The 18,303-nt window shown below is 37.3% G+C and carries 16 protein-coding genes and 1 pseudogene; 10 read left to right on the forward strand and 7 right to left on the reverse strand.

The window, feature by feature from the left end; genetic code table 11:
* The first annotated feature begins 103 nt into the window (after positions 1–103).
* From FHR29_RS03770 to FHR29_RS03790, 5 genes are all read left to right on the forward strand, one after another.
* Complete coding sequence (locus FHR29_RS03770; RefSeq protein WP_132773583.1) at positions 104–628, forward strand: DinB family protein; 525 nt, start codon at positions 104–106, stop codon at positions 626–628.
* 1 nt (position 629) lies between these two features.
* On the forward strand, positions 630–1,403 hold the full coding sequence (locus tag FHR29_RS03775; protein WP_183912412.1) for an alpha/beta fold hydrolase: 774 nt from the start codon (positions 630–632) through the stop codon (positions 1,401–1,403).
* 191 nt (positions 1,404–1,594) lie between these two features.
* Entirely contained in the window at positions 1,595–2,398 is an 804-nt protein-coding gene (locus FHR29_RS03780) for a hypothetical protein (protein ID WP_183912414.1), read from the forward strand.
* 230 nt (positions 2,399–2,628) lie between these two features.
* Complete coding sequence (locus FHR29_RS03785) at positions 2,629–3,021, forward strand: VOC family protein (RefSeq protein ID WP_132842562.1); 393 nt, start codon at positions 2,629–2,631, stop codon at positions 3,019–3,021.
* A 170-nt stretch (positions 3,022–3,191) separates the two neighbouring features.
* Positions 3,192–4,160: an ROK family protein gene (locus tag FHR29_RS03790; RefSeq protein ID WP_132773587.1), complete on the forward strand. Its 969-nt coding sequence runs from the start codon at positions 3,192–3,194 to the stop codon at positions 4,158–4,160.
* Positions 4,161–4,256: 96 nt separating this feature from the next.
* On the opposite strand, the gene FHR29_RS03795 is transcribed toward FHR29_RS03790, so the two are convergent.
* Positions 4,257–4,952, reverse strand: a complete 696-nt coding sequence (locus tag FHR29_RS03795; protein ID WP_221197795.1) for an alpha-ketoglutarate-dependent dioxygenase AlkB — start codon at positions 4,950–4,952, stop codon at positions 4,257–4,259.
* Positions 4,953–5,126: 174 nt separating this feature from the next.
* Here FHR29_RS03795 and FHR29_RS03800 point away from each other — a divergent pair, with 174 nt between their 5' ends.
* Positions 5,127–5,366 carry a helix-turn-helix domain-containing protein gene (locus FHR29_RS03800; protein ID WP_183912416.1) on the forward strand — a complete coding sequence of 80 codons (240 nt, stop codon included), beginning with the start codon at positions 5,127–5,129 and terminating at the stop codon, positions 5,364–5,366.
* Between the two features lie 69 nt (positions 5,367–5,435).
* Here FHR29_RS03800 and FHR29_RS03805 read toward each other — a convergent pair whose 3' ends face one another.
* The 5 genes from FHR29_RS03805 to FHR29_RS03825 form a co-directional block, all read right to left on the reverse strand.
* Positions 5,436–6,290: an endonuclease/exonuclease/phosphatase family protein gene (locus FHR29_RS03805; RefSeq protein ID WP_183912418.1), complete on the reverse strand. Its 855-nt coding sequence runs from the start codon at positions 6,288–6,290 to the stop codon at positions 5,436–5,438.
* Between the two features lie 44 nt (positions 6,291–6,334).
* Positions 6,335–8,104 carry a RagB/SusD family nutrient uptake outer membrane protein gene (locus FHR29_RS03810; protein ID WP_183912420.1) on the reverse strand — a complete coding sequence of 590 codons (1,770 nt, stop codon included), beginning with the start codon at positions 8,102–8,104 and terminating at the stop codon, positions 6,335–6,337.
* Positions 8,105–8,171: 67 nt separating this feature from the next.
* Entirely contained in the window at positions 8,172–11,420 is a 3,249-nt protein-coding gene (locus FHR29_RS03815; protein WP_183912422.1) for a TonB-dependent receptor, read from the reverse strand.
* Positions 11,421–11,508: 88 nt separating this feature from the next.
* Positions 11,509–12,576, reverse strand: coding sequence for a FecR family protein (locus FHR29_RS03820; RefSeq protein WP_183912424.1), 1,068 nt, complete (start codon positions 12,574–12,576; stop codon positions 11,509–11,511).
* Between the two features lie 78 nt (positions 12,577–12,654).
* The gene (locus tag FHR29_RS03825; RefSeq protein ID WP_183912426.1) at positions 12,655–13,251 is read right to left on the reverse strand and encodes an RNA polymerase sigma factor; all 597 of its coding nucleotides are present in this window, start codon (positions 13,249–13,251) and stop codon (positions 12,655–12,657) included.
* A 205-nt stretch (positions 13,252–13,456) separates the two neighbouring features.
* Here FHR29_RS03825 and FHR29_RS03830 point away from each other — a divergent pair, with 205 nt between their 5' ends.
* Positions 13,457–14,839 carry a M20/M25/M40 family metallo-hydrolase gene (locus FHR29_RS03830; RefSeq protein ID WP_183912428.1) on the forward strand — a complete coding sequence of 461 codons (1,383 nt, stop codon included), beginning with the start codon at positions 13,457–13,459 and terminating at the stop codon, positions 14,837–14,839.
* A gap of 51 nt (positions 14,840–14,890) precedes the next feature.
* Here FHR29_RS03830 and FHR29_RS03835 read toward each other — a convergent pair whose 3' ends face one another.
* Entirely contained in the window at positions 14,891–15,271 is a 381-nt protein-coding gene (locus FHR29_RS03835) for a VOC family protein (RefSeq protein WP_183912430.1), read from the reverse strand.
* An 862-nt stretch (positions 15,272–16,133) separates the two neighbouring features.
* On the opposite strand from FHR29_RS03835, the gene FHR29_RS03840 reads away from it, so the two are divergent.
* The 3 genes and pseudogenes from FHR29_RS03840 to FHR29_RS03850 all read left to right on the forward strand — a co-directional run.
* Positions 16,134–16,844 carry a hypothetical protein gene (locus FHR29_RS03840; protein WP_183912432.1) on the forward strand — a complete coding sequence of 237 codons (711 nt, stop codon included), beginning with the start codon at positions 16,134–16,136 and terminating at the stop codon, positions 16,842–16,844.
* Between the two features lie 120 nt (positions 16,845–16,964).
* Positions 16,965–17,606: a hypothetical protein gene (locus tag FHR29_RS03845; protein ID WP_132842578.1), complete on the forward strand. Its 642-nt coding sequence runs from the start codon at positions 16,965–16,967 to the stop codon at positions 17,604–17,606.
* A gap of 4 nt (positions 17,607–17,610) precedes the next feature.
* Positions 17,611–17,845 (forward strand): annotated as a pseudogene (locus FHR29_RS03850) (acetyltransferase); the annotation flags it as partial.
* Positions 17,846–18,303: the final 458 nt, after the last annotated feature.

The following is an 18,303-nucleotide window of genomic DNA, read 5'->3' on the forward strand; positions in this document are numbered from 1 at the left end:
AGACGATAGTTTGTTTTCTTGTCATAGGGCAAGGGGACTTTATGATCTATTGTTTATTTTTGATTAAACAGATGGTAGTTAACCATCACTAAATCAATAAACAATGGATAAGCCAAAATCAACAAAACTAGAAGTGATTATTCCCGCTTATAGAATGCATACACAGACTTTTTTAAGTGTGTTATCTGGGATATCTGAAGTGGATGCCAAGAAGCGGATCGATGGACGAACGAATCATATTATTTGGATGGCCGGCAACTTTGTCAATGTACGTTACGGAATAGCAAACATTTTAGGTTTGGAAGAAACAGATCCCTATAACGATTTGTTTTATATGGGAAAGACATTAGATGAACAATTTCAATACCCGACTCTAGCCGATCTCATTGCTAGTTTTCATAAAATCTCTCCTAAAGTTTACCGGAGTTTATTGGCCGTCAATGATGAACAATTGTCTGAATTATTTCCGATTGGAATGAATATCCCCTTTGTTACAGAAGATAAACTCAATTTTATCGGAATGTGTATAGGTAGGCAGGATTATATTGGCGGGCAGATGGCATTGATGAGACGTATCCTTAATTATTCGAGTATGAGTTACGGTGTAGATGACAAGATCACATATTAGCATGGAAGCACATGTAACAGGATACCTAGAGGTAAACGGAATTCGCCTGTATCATGAAATTTATGGAGCAGGTGAACCTTTGGTTTTGATTCATGGAGGGGCGGGTTCTATACAGTTTGATTTTAGAGAAACGATTATCCGGTTACAAGAACGCTTTTTGCTGATCGGCATTGATCTGCAAAATCACGGACGCTCAGATCATAGGGAAGAACCTGAAACTTTTGAACAGGATGCAAAGGATATTGTCGCATTATTGGATCTGTTGGGAATACCTAAAGCCTCTTTTTTTGGATTTAGCAATGGTGCTACGACTGCCTTAGAGATAGCAAAGATTTACCCAGATCGCGTCGTGAAGATCGTAGCAGCCTCTGGAGTTTATAAAAGAAATGGCCTGATACCAGGTTTCTTTCAAGCAATGGAACAGGCAACAATTGATAATATGCCGACCTATCTGAAAGAGAACTTTCTGAAACTAAATTCGAATATAGATGAGTTGCATAATATGTTTCAAAAAGACAGTCAGCGGATGATCCATTTTGAAGACTGGAAAGATCGTGATATGCAGCATATTAAAAATCCTGTTCTGCTCATTTATGGAGATCGAGATGTTGTTACAGTCACACATGCCGCAACCATCTGTCAGTTGCTCCCTGATGCAAGATTATGCATACTTCCTGCCACCCACGGCGGGTATATGATGGCCGATGAATCAGGGATAGTAGATGAAGAATTAATCACATTTACGGTATTACAGATCGCAAGATTTTTAGAATAATTTACATGTTCCTGGGTCAATTTAAATACAACGTTTACAGTTTGTTAGGGTCATTAGGTAATTAATAAAGTGAAATATAGGTTATAGGGCTACTTTATTTTTAAATATTTGTAATATCTTAGAGTATCACAGACGAAACTTTCAAAGTTTATCGCGCTAAGAACCCATTACTAAATTAACCCATATTGAAAATGAAGATGTACAAATCATTTATTCCGCTCTGCACTGCTTTATTCTTGTCAGCTTGTTCTTCAAATTACCTGATGACTGTTAATACCACCAATACGATTAAAGAAAAAGACCAAGGAACTTTCTTCTACACAAATGACACTTTGGCTGTTCAATACTCTTTTGCGGGGAAGGATGGTAAAGTATATGTTAAGGTTGAAAATAAATTAGATTATCCAATCATGTGGAACTTAAAAAATTCTGCACTAGTAATCAACGGAAAGGCCCTTAGTTACGCTAACAACCAGATAGATTTAAAAGGTAAAGTGAATCAGAATGTTTCCGCTTTTAGTGAGGATATTATTCATGGATATTTTAACGGCACAGCAACATTACCTAAAGATATGTTATTAATACCACCTCATGCGTTTGTCGATGGAAGGTTTTTTGATCTTCGCGATGATGTAAAGAAATCGGTATCCCAAGCAAAAAAAGAAAAAGTTGTGCGGTATGGCATGAACGGTGGAACATATAATGTACAACAAGCCAAGTTTAACATACAGGATTCGCCTTATATCCTGAGCAGTTTTTTGAGCTATTCTGTGTTGAATAATGGCGAGGTTACTTTCAGAACTACAGAACAAAAATTTTATGCTGAAACATTATTTCAGACTGGTACATCATTAAATAATGTACTTGAGTATTATACAAAACAAGGTGATCTAATGGCTTATAAGAAAGTAAAAGGTGAAAATGCTTTGCTGTTAGGAGGGGTGGTGGCTTTAGGTGCAGCAGCAGGAGCACTTGACAATAGTAGAACCGATTAAGCTGTAATTGAACTATAAAAAGCCTTGATCACTTCGACAAGGCTTTTTTATTTTTTATCGTTTTTTAATAAGGTTTACTGACATACTGTTGTCATTAGCAGACTTATTTTTGTGTTAGCTAAAACATAGTAGGACGACGAACTTGTCTATTTCCAGTAATCTGATACAACGTCAAATTGATATAGCGAAAATAGAAAAGGTAAAATTTTGAAGAAACAAAACAGTTAAAAATGATCAAATTTAAATATACTATCTTATATGTGTCCGATGTGACACGGGCCATTCAGTTTTATGAACAAGTATTTGGCTTTGTACGAAAATTTATAACACCTGAAAAAGATTACGGCGAATTAATAACAGGAGAAACCACCATTTCATTTGCCAAACACAGTTTAGCACAGACTAATTTGAGTGCAGGATATCAGGAAAGTTCTCGTTTAGCGAAACCTTTTGGAATAGAATTGGGCGTTATCACGGATAATGTTGAAGATCTAGTAGACAAAGTATGGGAGTATAATGGAATTATTGTTGAACAGCCTACAGTCAAACCTTGGGGACAGACCGTTTCATATGTGAGAGATTTAGATGGTTTTCTAATTGAATTATGTACTCCGTTACCTTAACCAGAAACTTTTTTGTAAAAATATATATCCGTTTATTATCGAGTAGCGATGCCTTTTTAGTGCATTTTTCTCTCCATAAAGCACACATTAAGATCGATTAAGTATTTTTAAATAGCGCATTTATACATTTTTTTTTATAGTTTTAGCGATTTAGCATATTAAACAGAGAAATGGCGTTAACAAACTTGTCAAGACGAGTCGCTCTCGGAATCGATATTGGAGGAACCAATACGAAATTCGGAGTGGTAAATCATCGCGGGGAAGTTCTAGAAAAAGGATCCCTAAGAACAGATGAATATAAGAAAATAGAAGATTTTATTGATGCATTATATCTTCAGGTTTCTCCACTTATCGAGAAATACGGTACAGTGAAAAACTTTGATGGAATTGGTCTCGGTGTACCTAACGGTAATTACTATACAGGTACGGTAGAATTAGCTCCTAATTTACCTTGGAAAGGTGTAATTCCTTTTGCCGAACTTATGGAAAATAAATTTGGTATGGAGTGTACCATTACCAACGATGCGAATGCGGCAGCTTTGGGAGAGATGCTTTTCGGAGCAGCACGTGGTATGAAAGATTTTATCATGATTACTTTAGGAACAGGTGTAGGAAGCGGAATCGTTGCCAATGGAAATGTAATCTATGGACATGATGGTTTTGCGGGAGAGTTAGGACATACCATTGTAAAACCAGGAGGTAGAAAACACTGGAGTACAGGTTCGGAAGGAAGTCTGGAAGCATATGCATCTGCTACCGGCATAGCCATTACAGCAAAGAAAATGAGAGCAGAATTTCCAAGTTCTATGCTCAATCAATATCCAGAAGAATCAATCAATTCTAAAACAGTTTACGAGTGTGCCATAAAAGAAGATCCAATTGCTATTGAAGTATTCCGCTATACAGGACAGAAGCTGGGTGAAGCATTAGCTAATTTTGTGATGTTTTCATCTCCTGAGGCGATCTTATTGTTTGGCGGAGTTATTCAAGCCGGAGACTTTATTCTCAAGCCTGCAAAATTACATATGGAAAGAAACCTACTTCCCATCTTTAGAGATAAAGTGAGATTGGTATTTAGTGAACTTCCTGAAGCAGATGCCGCAATTTTAGGTGCAAGTGCACTCGTTTGGGAACAATAAAAGAAAATAAAACGCGTCTTTTAAGACGATCGTTTTCATAAACAGTGTCCGGTTGATGGATTTTAATGTAAATTAAATTTTAACAGCCGGACACTCCTATAAAGCCACATCGTCACGAGTTTTAGCACGGCAGACCCTTCTAAAGGTCAGATTTATTCTGGGCAGGATTTGTCGAGCTGTTTTAGGTACCTGGTGCTGCCAGCAACTGTTTGTCGTACCAGCCATCAGCAGGAAAGATCCATGATGCAGAGGAATTTCGATCTGCTTTATATTCTTTAGAAATTTATGACGCAATCGGAATAAACGTGTTTCCCCAAAACTGACCGATGCAATCACAGGATTAGGACCAGACTTATCAGTATGATCACTATGCCACGCAACACCATCTTTCCCGTTACGGTAGAGGTTGAGTAAAACAGCATTAAAGCTTAAACCAGTTTCTTCTTCCACTCGTTTTCGGATGGCTAATAGTGCTGTGGTCCAGTCAGGACCTGCGGGATCAGCACCCAAATTGCTTTTATCCTCATACCAAGCGATCATGCGTGGCGCTTTAACTGTTTTATCAAAGATCTCCATTTCATATTCGCGCCATTTCGTAGTATGGAGCAAAATATTGTAGTAATGGTCCGATTCTTCCTTTGAAAAAAAAGAATCAATTAGCATGAGTTCCGTATCAGGTACATCGAATACAACCTTACCTCCATGGCCAGGTGCGAATATTTCAGTGTCATTAAATAAATTCATCGTATATGTTTTAGTAAAGTGGTAACAGTCAATAGGTGTTTTCTTCATTTACTATAAACTTTAGAGTCTCCAATTGTACGTTTTTTGGTTATCAAAAACAGCAGCTGGCTCTTCGGATTTATATATAGTAACGTTCCTATTATGCTTATTAAAATATGATACAACAAAAATACTAATTATATTAGTATTTTTGTTTAATTTGAAGCTATAAATATTAGCAGTATGATGTTGTCAAAAAACTTGAAGTATTTAAGAGCACAAAAAGGGATATCACAGCGCGAGATAGCAGCAGACTTAACCATTACACGCGCTAGGTACGCGAAGTACGAGGAAGCCCTCTCAGAGCCTCCGATAGAAGTCTTATTGAAATTATGTCAATATCATCAGATCAGTATCGATACACTGATTACGGTAGATTTGAACAATTTGGATCAAAAAACAGAGCTAATTGAAAATAGTTAGAATAATTTATATTGCAAAAAAGCCGTACTATTTTTTAGGTAGTACAGCTTTTTAGCTTAAAATGTATCATTAGAGTTCCAGTACAGTAAGTACAGGGAAATGGTCTGAAGGAAATTTACCGGAATAAGTATCTGTCAAAATTCCCCATTTATGACCTTTGAAATGTTTGGATACAAAAATATGATCAATGATCGTATTATGAACAGGGAATTTTTCACCTGTCCGAAAACCATTGGAGCTTCCATTTAAAGCATAGGGCATGCTTACCATATGATAAGTATCTTTCAATAAATCAGATGTCGCTAAACTCTTATACCATTCAGAATAGCTATCGCCATTAAAATCACCCATAAGTATAACTGGCTGTTCTTTTGCGATTTCAGTAATCTTTTTTAATATTAACAAGCTCGATTCTTTGCGGGCTAATATTCCGCGATGGTCGTAATGAGCATTGAAGAGGAAGAACGACTTTTTAGAATCTTTATCTTTTAGCTGTATCCAAGTACATATTCTGATGTTGGATGGCGCGTCCCATCCTAGACTTGGTCTATCTGGAGTTTCAGATAACCAAAAGTCGCCTTTACTGACCAGCTCAAAACGGTCCTTTTTATAATAAATTGCCGCATGCTCGCCCGCAGCTTTACCGTCATCTCGTCCTAGTCCATAACGTTCAAATTGAGGAAGTTGCTTACTAAGGTCATCCAATTGATTCTTTAATGCTTCTTGTGTCCCAAAGATATCAAATTCATGAAATTGGATTAATTGTGCGATCGGAGTCACTCTGTTTTGCCAGCGGTCCAGACTATCATTAGGCGTATCATAGCGAAGATTATACGTCGCCACGCGCATTTTTTGAGCCTGAGCAGTTAATGTAACTGCCGAAATCATGAGGCAGAGCATGGTTTTGATATAGCGTGTTTTCATATTTTTTCTAAATATTCATATTACTAGGTTAAGCAGCAGACCTACTATTGCCAGAAAGGATAATTTTTCAAATTTTTGTTTAAAACAATCGCATTGCTTGGTATTGGATAGTAGTACTGTCTGCCGTCATCATACCAGGTACGTGTTTGCGCTTTAAACCACTCCAGATGTTTATCTGCAGTTAACGTCTGGTAGTTAGTCGCTGGTCCACCAATAGCTATTTTTGCAACTTTGGCTCCAACCGTTACCGAAGGACCTTTATTATTGCCATCATAGAAGATAACATCTACATTGCCGTCGCGATCCAGATCCATCGGTTTGTCCAATTCCGGAATATAGATACCGGACCATTCTAAAGAAGCCATGATATGACCCGCATTCCATCTTTTTAGATCATTAAATCTAAAACCTTCAAGCGCCAGTTCAACTTGTCTTTCACGTCTTATTTCTAGCAGTACAGGGTTGTCGATATCTTTAAAGAATTTTTCTTTGATGTAAGTATCAATCACTGTCGGTAATTGCGAGGTACCTCCTGTAATACCTGCACGCGAACGTAGTGCACCAATAGTTTTTTGCCAGTCGCCATCTGTAATTTCACCCAATTCAGCACGTGCCTCAGCATAATTAAGCAGTACTTCTGCATAGCGCATCAATGGAATAGCATTCGTATTTAGCTGTCCATTATCATATTTACTTTCATCAAGTGTATATTTTATTGGCTGATAACCTGTGTACGAATAACCATTAAAATTTGGTGCTGCTGGTTTTCCATCTATTTTATAGCCTGGGGTACGGATCAGCTGAGATAAGCGGTAATCTCTATTTTGACACTCATCATAAAACTCTTGTGTATTGTATCCTGTTCTATTCGTATACGGAGTACCATCTCGGTTTAATATCGTATTGATAAACGGTCTTACAAAACTATAACGTGGGCCATAGGTCGGAGAAGTCCAATACCAGTTCGCAGAACTTAGGATGGCCAGGTTCTTATTAAAAGCAATAGCTAGCATGACCTCTTGAGTAACTGCAGCATCACTGACAAAAAGCTGACGTTGCGATAGTTCGGGACCTTTAGCGGTATAGATACTGTGCGGTCCCTTTGTCATCAGTTCCTGAGCGGCATCCACCACCTGTTTATAATATTTGTTTGCAGTTGATGCTAAGCCCAGCTCAGTATGGTATTTACGAAATGAAGCTTCAAAAAGTGCAATTCTTGTTTTCAGTCCCAGAGCAGTCCATTTCGTGATCTCCGAACCGTCTGTAGAGGAGCTGGTCTGTATATTCGCGTAGGCATAATCCAGATCTGCCAAGATATGATCCATCACTACAGTACGGTCTCCACGGTCACCATATAAGATATCGTTGTCAGTAATTGAAAGAGCCTTATCCACCCAGGGCACATCGCCAAAACGAGTGACCATTTTATAGTAAAAGTATGCTCTAAAAAAGCGAGCAACACCATTATAATGGTTACGACTTGTTTCCGATACGTTTGACCGGTTATTGCTTGCTAAAAAATGATTGATATTTCTAAGGTTCTTCCAATCCCATCCAGAACTTGTCTGTGCCGTATAGGCATTCAATTTTAAAAAATTGTCGAGGTTATTGACAGCGCCATAATCAGACATCTGGTCCAATCTGTAGGCATCAGAAGAAGAAGGCAGATCATTGTAAAATGAGATCGAATAGCGACGGAGTCCTCCCTCGGTTCCAAATACGTCTTCTTCTAAGGCTGACGATTCCGGAAATTCATTTAGCTCACAGCTGCTGCATAAAGCCAGTATACTTAATAAATAGAATATCTTTTTCATGTGTGTTTTTTCTTAATCGTTGCATAATGCTTCTGATTATCTAGAAGCATCTTTCTAATCATAAATGTTAAAAAGTGACTGATATACCTAAGCTGATTGATTTCATGGTCGGATAGTTGAAGCCATCACCAGCATTACTGTCGCTGATATCCGGGTCGGATGAACCGATATTGCTTACATCCAGATCGCGTGTATGCTTATAGAACGGTGACCAGCTCCATAGGTTTTCACCCGATAGCGAAGCTTTTATATCCTGAAAGCCCCATCGTGATACGATAGATTTAGGGAGACTATATCCAACTTGAATATTTTTCAGTCTAATGTAACCCACATTTTGTAAGTAACGTGTTTGAGGCGTTTCTTTGATAGACTGGTTATAGCCAGCGTAGCGGGGTAGGTAAGCACCTTTGTTGTCCTCAGTCCAGTAGTTATTTAAGTGCCATTCCGGCAGATTATTGTACGGTCTATTATATTGTCCCCAGAAAATTGATTCATTGCTTGGATACCAGTTTTGACGGCCTACTCCCTGAAAAAATGTGGACAATGATATGCCGTTCCAGTCCGCATTAAAGTTAAATCCATAGATATACCGGGGATCCTTATTACCGATGATTTTTTTATCACCATGATTGTCTAATGTATTGGTGCCGTAATCGATCTTCCCGTCACCGTTTAGATCTGCAAAACGGACATCGCCTGGATACACAATACCAGCACTAGACGATTTGATTAAAATCTGCTTTGCGGCATTGTCAATCTCCGCTTGCGATTGGAACAGACCTTGAGTTTCGTATCCCCAGATTTCACCGACTGTTTGACCGGCATAGTAATCGCCTAACGTACCTGTTAGATTATTGTATTTATCGATTTTAGATTTATAGTCAGCTAAGGTTCCTCTAATACTATAGCGCAATGATTTACCCGCCACATCAAATCGATTGTTGTAAGAAAGTGTAAGTTCATAACCATTTGTGGTCATATCAGCATAGTTACCTTTAGGAGATGTAGCACCAAATATATCCGGCAATGTCATGCCTACAGTAAACATATCAGTTGTTTTACGTGTATACATATCGGCTACCAATTGCAGTTTACCATTTAAGAAACTCATATCCACCCCAAAATTGGCAGTGGTCGCCGTTTCCCAGGTTAGCTGATCGGGCAGTACTACCGGTTGCTGCGTATAGCGTGGCCGTTCACCGTTTATGATACGGTCAGAAGTACTGATGTTATAAATCTGTAAAAAGGAATAAGATTTAATATTACCATTCCCTAAAGAGCCGTAAGAGCCTCGAAATTTCAAATCTGAGATAATTTCAGGATTTACAGACCAAAAATCTTCCTGCGATGCTCTCCAGCCCAAAGAAGCAGAAGGAAAGAACGCCCATTGCGAACCTATCGGGAATTTGGAAGAGCCATCATAACGACCGTTCACTTCAAACAGATAGCGGTCTTTGTAAGCATAGTTAGCTCTAAAAAATAATCCTGCGATCCGGTATTTTTCATAATTACCAGAAGCAGTAATGGCATCCCCAAGAGCAAGATTAATATTGCTGACATCATTGGTTAATAGTCCATTTTTAGAAACATCAACACTTTCTCTTACCTTTTGCTCATAGTTATACCCAATTAACCCTTTAAAGTAGTGATTCTGTTTAAACGTATTCTCATACTCCGCATAGATATTTGTAAATAAGTTACGTTCTTGAAGCACATACTTTGATATATCATTATACTGGGTTGCCAGCTGAAGGATTTCACCCTCCTTTATACTATAAGGAATAGGAATACGTATTCTTGTCGCCACATCATCCTTATTCATAAAAGTGAAATCTCCCTTTACTCTGAACGTGTTGTTGAAAAATTTAGTTTCAAAACTTGTTGTATTACGCAATAGACCATCATCGGTATCTTTACCATTTTTACTCATGATAAAATCTCCCACAGAATACGCCGCAGAATATGAAAGCGTTCCATCAGGATTGAAGATAGGAGAGGTCGGATGCCCTTCATCGGCGATGTTACGCAGAATATTTCCGCCTTCACCAACAGTCATCGGGATATGGTACTTTTTGGCCGAATAGTCTAAATTATTAGCGATACGTAACCAGTTGGTCACCTGTATGCCTCCCTTTGCTCTTAAATTAAGACTTCTAAATTTATCGGTATTATAGCGATATAGACCATCGTAGCCATAGTATCTTCCCGAAAGGTAAAAATCTGTTTTTCCAGAAGATCCATTGATCGCGATATTATGGTTCTGAGCCATCGTATTATCCTTGATCAAAGCTTTATAATAATCTTCATTGCCATAATACACGTAATTTCCATTACCATCGACAGTCACCTGTTCCTGAATACCGGCATCATTGCGCTTTTTAAATTCTTCCAGCCAGGCCAGTGAAAAAGGTTGTGTCTTGTTCATCTTACTCGGAATTGATGAATAATTATTCCAGGAATTGTAAGCCTCCGAAAAATGGGATGCATAGGTATAGCCGTCCGTTACAAATTGAGGCGTTGCGGTCGGCTTCTGGCTTGCCAGGGAACCCGAATAATTGACAGAAGTGCGACCCTGTTTTGCTTTTTTTGTACTGATAAGTACTACGCCAAAAGTACCCCTCGATCCATATATCGCAGCCGATGAAGCATCTTTTAAAACAGATACAGACTCAATGTCATCCGGGTTTAAATTTGCAGGATCACCTTCCACACCATCAATCAGAACAAGAGCAGCTCCACCCTGACCAATGGAAGTCGTGCCGCGTATGTTAAAACTCGCTGAACGACTCGGTTTGCCATCGGCCAGATTGATATTTAAATTTGGAACAGCACCTTGTAGCATTTGCGTTGCATTAGCAGCCATGCGTCCTTCAAACACTTCTTTGCCGACCATATCGACAGCTCCAGTAAGATTAGCTTTTTTTTGCGTACCGTAACCCACCACAACAACCTCGTCCAGTTGAGAAGAACCTTCTTCCATTCGGATCAAAATGGAGTTATTGTCCGCAGGTTTAACAATAAAATTATTTTCCTCTTTGTTTCCATAACCGACGATTGAAAATCGAATGTTATACGATTTACCAGCTTCAAGGGATTCAAATAGAAATAGTCCCTTAGCATCTGTGGCGGTATTGGTGATCACTTTGTTCAGAGAATCGGTGACCGTAACAGTTACGCCAGACAGGAGCGAACCTGTTTGGCTGACGACAGTTCCTTTTACACGACCTTTTTGTTGCCCGTACAGCGGAGATGTAAGCACAATGCTCCCCAGTGCGAAAATCAATGCTCGTTTTTTTAGGTGTTCGTTAATTTTCATGTTTATTTTAAAAAATTAGTCAATATGATTTCACGTAATACATTAATTATACTTTGTCTATCCAAGGAAATTTCAGTGGATCAGCTCATTAATTGGAAGATTCAGCCTTTTTGCTCACATAGTAAGTAGATTGCTCTTTTCTATATTCAAGCTCGTTTAGACCACATAAAATATGTAGGATATTTTCGATGCTTTCAGATGCCTCAAAAGCACCGGTAAAGGTCAGTTGATTGACGTTCACACCGTCATATATAATTGCAACCTGCTTTGCTTTTGCGATTGAAGCAAATACCGTTTTTAGATTTTCTTTTTCAAAATTCAGGCTTGAAGAAGTTGCTGCTAACGATACAGCAACGCTATGCTGCGGAATAGGATCCATATTCTTGATAGGACTTTTCGCTTTTTTTGATATTTTCCATTCCAATAGCTTGGTCATATTATTGATGACGATCTGTTCGCCGGCACGCAATACCGTTTCATGAAATCTGTGCAAACTTTGGGCTGTAGGTGCTACTCGGATAGATCCTTCTACCAGATGAATATTGGTCTCTTTATTATTTTGCCCATCAATGATAAAGACTGTACCCAGAGCAGTAGTAGCTATTCCATTTGAGATAACCGTAAAAGGTCGGTGTTTATCTTTTGTAACATCAAACTTTCCTTTTCCGGTTAGAGAAAGCATACGGGAGGTATCCGTAAACTGAGGGTTATAAGTCAAGGAACTATGAGGAGATAAAGTGACGCTTGTACCATCTGGCAATATATGTCTCACAAATACACTCGTGCTGCTCACAATCCGCTTTTGAAGGGGTAGTACTGTAACCGAAGTATGAACAAAATCCTGTTGATTTTTCCAAATAATCGAGAGTCCACCTGCAACGAGAAGTAAACTTGCCGCTATTTTGACAATAATACGGGATAACGATTGTTTTTTACGAGCAGACTGGTCTCCGATTGTCGTGATGAGACGGTCATAAACTTTCTTTTTTTGTTCTGGGCTTAGTCTCTCCGATAAAAGAGTCGGCTGATCAAATTCCTTTTGCAGTTCCGCTTTGAGTTCATGATCTGTTATTTCGAGTTTGTCGAGTAATTGCTGTTTCTCCTTTGGAGAAGCATAACCGGACCAAAATTTCTGTATAAGTTGCTTTGTATTCATATCGTTGGTATAAATACTAGCAATGATGGTTTAGGGGATGAAATTTTGGATTAACAAATGATTAAGATTATGTAAATTCTAAAGATGCTCGGTATAAAAGATCACCAATAGTCCCAGTGCAGTATATGGAGCCTCATTTTGGATATAATCTTTGATTGCACGGTTAGACTGTTTCAGATAATCTTTAACAGAATGACTGCTTATCCCCATTATTTTTGCGACCTCATCCGCAGATCTCCCTTCAAATCGACAAAGTTTAAAAACCTCCCGTTTCTTTTTTGGTAATTTTTCAACCGCCTGATGGATCATCCTGATTTGCTGTTCATACAGATCTTCATCAATCACATCTTCATTTTCAAGTTGTAGGTATTGATCATAAGTATCCACACTTTCAATAGCTTCTTTCACCTTTTTCTTAAGGAAAGTAATGGATTTATTATAGCTCACCACAAATAGCCACCCAGGAATTGATTTTTCATCCACCAGCTTTAGTCTATTTTGCCAAAGTGCAGTAAATACCTCTTGCAATAAATCCTCAGCACATTCAGGTCGCTTAACCAAACGCAGAATATTAGCGTATACCGCATTTGCATATGTGTCATACAACTGTGCAAACTTATGCATGTCGATAGCAATAGGTTGTTGTGAGGTATCTGTAATTAGAAAGTTATCCATAGCAGTACATGTATTTGGCAGATCGTTTCAGGATTTGCAATCGCAATCCATTTTATGGTAGACAAAGCTATCCAATCAATGCTATCAAGATGTAAAGTTGTCATTAAGGAAATGTTAATCTATAAAATTGAACGCCAAAGGAAAAGAAATACCCGTATCCTAAAAAAAATAACTATGTTTATTCCATTGAATACAAAATAAACGAATGAAACGAACAGCATTACTAACCTTACTTTCTATTTCCACCTTTACCACTGCAGTTTTTGCACAGCAGGATTCCATGATGTTAGATAAAATCTATCATGAATCTTTCTATCAAGGACAGGCTTACGACAATTTGCACTACCTCACAAAACAGATCGGCCATCGTATTGCCGGATCACCTGCGGCTGATAAAGCTGTAGTCTGGTCCAAAAGCCTGATGGAAAAACTTGATTTCGACAAGGTATACCTACAGGATGTAAAACTCCCTTATTGGGATCGAGGTCCAAAAGAAAAAGCCTACATAGTAGGTTCAAAGGAGTCTCTAAATATCCTCGCGTTAGGAGGTTCAGTAGCCACTCCATCCAAAGGGATAACAGCCGAGGTTATTGAAGTCCAATTGTTAAGTGATCTGAAGAAATTTGGTGACCAGGTACGTGGAAAAATTGTTTTCGTCAATAAACCATGGGACGAGTCTATCGTAGAAACTGGTGTTGCATATGGACTCAACTCAAGTCAGAGAAGTCGCGGTCCAGCTGAGGCTGCTAAATTAGGAGCAGTAGCTTACTTATTTCGATCTTTATCATCATCCACAACTGATGACTATCCCCATACAGGAGGAACAGGTTATGTCAAAGGAATCGATAGTATTCCTGCTATGGCAATATCTGCGACTTCAGCCATTAAGTTGAGCGAAGCATTAAAAACCAATCCTCACACAAAAGTTTATCTGGAGCAGCATTCCGCTTGGAAAGGAATGGTGCAGACACACAACGTTATTGCAGAATGGAAAGGTGCAGAATTTCCTGATAAGATTATCACGATCGGTGGACATATTGATTCTTGGGATGTAGGAGAAGGGGCACACGATAATGGAACCGGTACTATGGGGACTCTAGATGCGATACGTACTTTGATGGCATTAGGATATAAGCCTAAGCACACCATCCGTTTAGTATTTTATATGAACGAGGAAAATGGAGTGCATGGTGCATCAACCTATGGACAGGTCGCTAAAGATAAGCGGGAACAGATTGTTGCCGCAATAGAAAGTGATGCTGGTGGATTTGCACCTAGGGGTTTTGACATTAAAGCCTCCGCCGAAAGGGTTGTGTGGATGCAACAACATTGGAAGCCTTTATTTGAACAGAAATTCTGGGTATCACGTTTTTTACAGGGAAGTCCGGGAGTAGATTCAGGAGTCTGGGGACAGCATTTTCCAAATACCGTAATGTTCAACTTTAGACCAGATCCGCATCGTTATTTTGATCTGCACCATACGGCAAAAGATGTCTTTGAAGCCGTCGATAAACGAGAACTGCAATCAGGAGTAGCGGCTATTGCCTCTTTGCTGTATTTAGTTGATCAACAGATAGAACAGCCGTAAGAGCTAAACAATAAATAGAAAGGGAGCCAAACTATAATATGGCTCCTTTTTTTACTTGATCGTTTGGTGTAAAGCAATTCTATTCCCCTCGCTATCTTCAAACTCAGCAACAATAAAACCAAGTAAATCATTTATAGTTTTTGGATATAATATTTTTCCACCTTCCGAAATAACTTTTTCAAGTGTTGCATCCATATCTTGCGTCTTAAAATAAATAATAACACCCTGTTTGGTAGGTGTATAGGCATCACCTTTGGCCAGTGCTCCAGAAATACCACCACTAGCTTCCTGAAAAGGAAAAAGGGACATTTCATAACCATCGATGATTTCTTTTTCGAATTTAAAATTAAATACTGCAGTGTAAAATTTCTCCGCACGATTTAGATCATGGACTGGAATTTCAAAGTAGATCACTGGGTTTGTTTGGGACATAAGGGTATTTTGTTTGGTAAAATATTATTGGTCTTACTGATTTGAAGAAGGGGCAAGTAGCACTGTTTTAATTTACCTGTAGCAAAATTAAATGCTTTAGTAGAGATTTCATCCAATTGGTCAGTAAAAGAACTGTGCAAAGCCAACATTAACATGATTTGTATTGAAATGTATTTTTTTTTATAAAGATTCTGCATGGATGTTTTCTAAATTTTTAATGACCAATTTAAAATAGCGTCCATAACATCGATCCAATACGGTTTATCATTGACCTGCTTATTGTTGATCTCAAAAACTGTAAATTCAATATTCACAATTTTGTTTTTTTGAGCAATGGTTACTTAAAATAAAAAAGCAGATAAAAGCAGAGTTTGCATTTAAACACATATTGGATTATCTGTCTAAGATAATAGTTTTTCCAATTTTTTAATTCATATTGTTTTACTAATATTGATCATGGAACTTTTTATAATTACGACTTATAATGATTTTAAATATTTCTCTCGAGCAATACTTTTGAAATTGGAATATTTTCAAACTAGGTTCTAACGTAAGGGTTAAGTTTTTTGATAATAATCAAAATGAGATATTCGAAATGCTATTTTCTAAATTGAGCAAGTAAGCATAAGGTTATTTAATAAGTGATAACATATAATCCTCTTGTCAAAAACTAGTTTAATTATATTAATTTTATAGGACAAAGTTATGCCTCCGAAATAATCAATTGAGCAACTTAGCATTTTAAAGATCTTGTATACACACGAGACACTTGATCTGGTTTGGGAAAATATACGATTTTGCAAAAAATCAAATTCTTTTTCGAAGCCAGGTTAAGATATTATAATTAATAACTTTATTTCAAATGAATCAAAAATATCTACTTACATTACTTTTGCTTACATTAAGCCATTTTACCTACGCACAATTTGCAAAAATTATTGATAAAGATGGCTATGTAAATGTGAGGAAGCAAGCGACAATTACGAGCGACATCGTTTCAAAAATCAATACAGAGGAGATTGTGTATGCATTTCCCGATGAAAAACTGCGAGATTGGGTTATTGTTGACTATACCGATCGTCAAAATGAGAATATTACTGGATATGTACACCAATCTAGGATTAAACTAATCGAATCCTATGAAAAGATCCCAATTAAATCCTTTAATGATAGCATTGCAAAATTTATATCGAAAGATGTTTCTGTGGAAATTAAGTCAGAAAAATTTGATTACAAAAAAAATAAAAGATACTTTTCATCGACAAAATATGAGGATTATATCGTTGATGACAAATTCAAAGGGCAACAGGTCTGGGGCACAGATGGTACAGTTCCTGCAAGCCATTATACATCCATAACAGCTACGATAAAAGGAAGAATTATCCAGATCCCAAAAAAGGAAATTGAGAACTTATTTAATGTAAATAATGAGTTTGCAGGATGTTACTATGACAATCTAAATGATACTTTATACATCACTACTCTCAATGGTGATGGAGCGGGAGGGTATGTTGTATTGTTTAAGATAGAAAAGGGGATCTATAAAGCTAGAGTTGTAACAATGCCCTTTTAGCATAATCAGGGAAATTTCAGTTTTGATTAATACGCACAAACTACGTCAGGCATATAAAAAAATAAATAAAATAGGTAATCATACAAGTTGCGATACTTATCACTTCATTAACCAAATAAAATGAATAACATCAATAAATATTTTTACCGCTCTTTTATTTTCATTTTAATTTCAGTCCCGACGCATGTATTCTCCCAAAGTATTAAAAATAAAAACAAGTATACTTACGAGGTAAGAGAAGAAAAGGGGGACTTAAATCACGATGGTAAAATCGATAGAGTAACTGTAAAAATGGATACTATAGATGAAACCAGGCCGTTAAGATTGCAAATTTTCTTATCTCAACCTAACGGAAAGCTAGCTTTGACGGCATCCTCAGATAAAATTATCGAACCTCAGTATCCCACCGAAAACCACGGCAAGTTTAATGGCTATCAAATTCCTAGTTTCTTTATAGAAAATGGAATATTAAAAATGTGGAGCGAAATTAAAGGTGGAAATATTACCTACCACTTCAAATATAAGAAAGGGAATTTTGAATTGATTTATGTCGATAAGCTTATATACAGTGCTACCAAAGGTTATATTGATGAAAATACGATATTCACAGAAACTAAATTTGACTTGATTACAGGTATTAGAACCGAATCTGATGAAAAGTTAGGATCTACTAAACCGCTGGCGGTTCGAAAAAAAAGAGTTTTAATAAGACCTTTACCCAAAATACAAGATATTAAATTTTCTGATAAAGATCTTTATTAATTATATAACAGTTTTACCCGGTATAAAAATAGGTGATGGTGCTATTATAGCTGCAAATTCTACCGTCACACGTGATGTGGAGCCCTATTCGATTTTAGGGGGGAAATCCTGCAAAACTCATTAAAATGAGATTCTCACAAAAGAAAGTACAAGAGCTTTTAGACTTGCAATGGTGGGATTGGGATATTGAAATGATAACCGAAAACCTGGAGTATCTTACTAAAAGGTTAGAAGAGTAAAAAGGGGCCTTGTCTCGGTTGGACTTTCGTTTTTCACTCTCCAAATTTCAGTCTCTATTTTTAGTTCAGATAGCCCTAGTGCTTATATTTAAGCGATTATAATTAAAAGTTGACCCGACTCTTTTTCTTCTCCTGAAGTCCATTCTTAAACGAAGGAATTTGGACTATCAAAAGTGAATATTCCAATTTTTCTATAGACTTCATTCACATCCTAATGCCAGATTTTTAAAAGAATACCATATATGTATCACAGATATTGTATTAGGCAAACAAACTCATTTCAGTAAAAAGCGGAAGCTAAATGAACATATATCTTGGGTATGTGCCATAGTGGTCATTGAATATAAAAGCAGTAATAAAGATTTTTTCTATCTCAACTCTATCATAATAATGATACCTATTTGATGGTTTATAATTTAAAGGTTCTTTATGGTAATATAGCATATACATGTAGCAAT

Origin of the sequence: Sphingobacterium sp. JUb56 (assembly GCF_014191365.1) — a bacterium.
In the GTDB taxonomy this organism is placed as follows: Bacteria; Bacteroidota; Bacteroidia; order Sphingobacteriales; family Sphingobacteriaceae; genus Sphingobacterium; species Sphingobacterium anhuiense.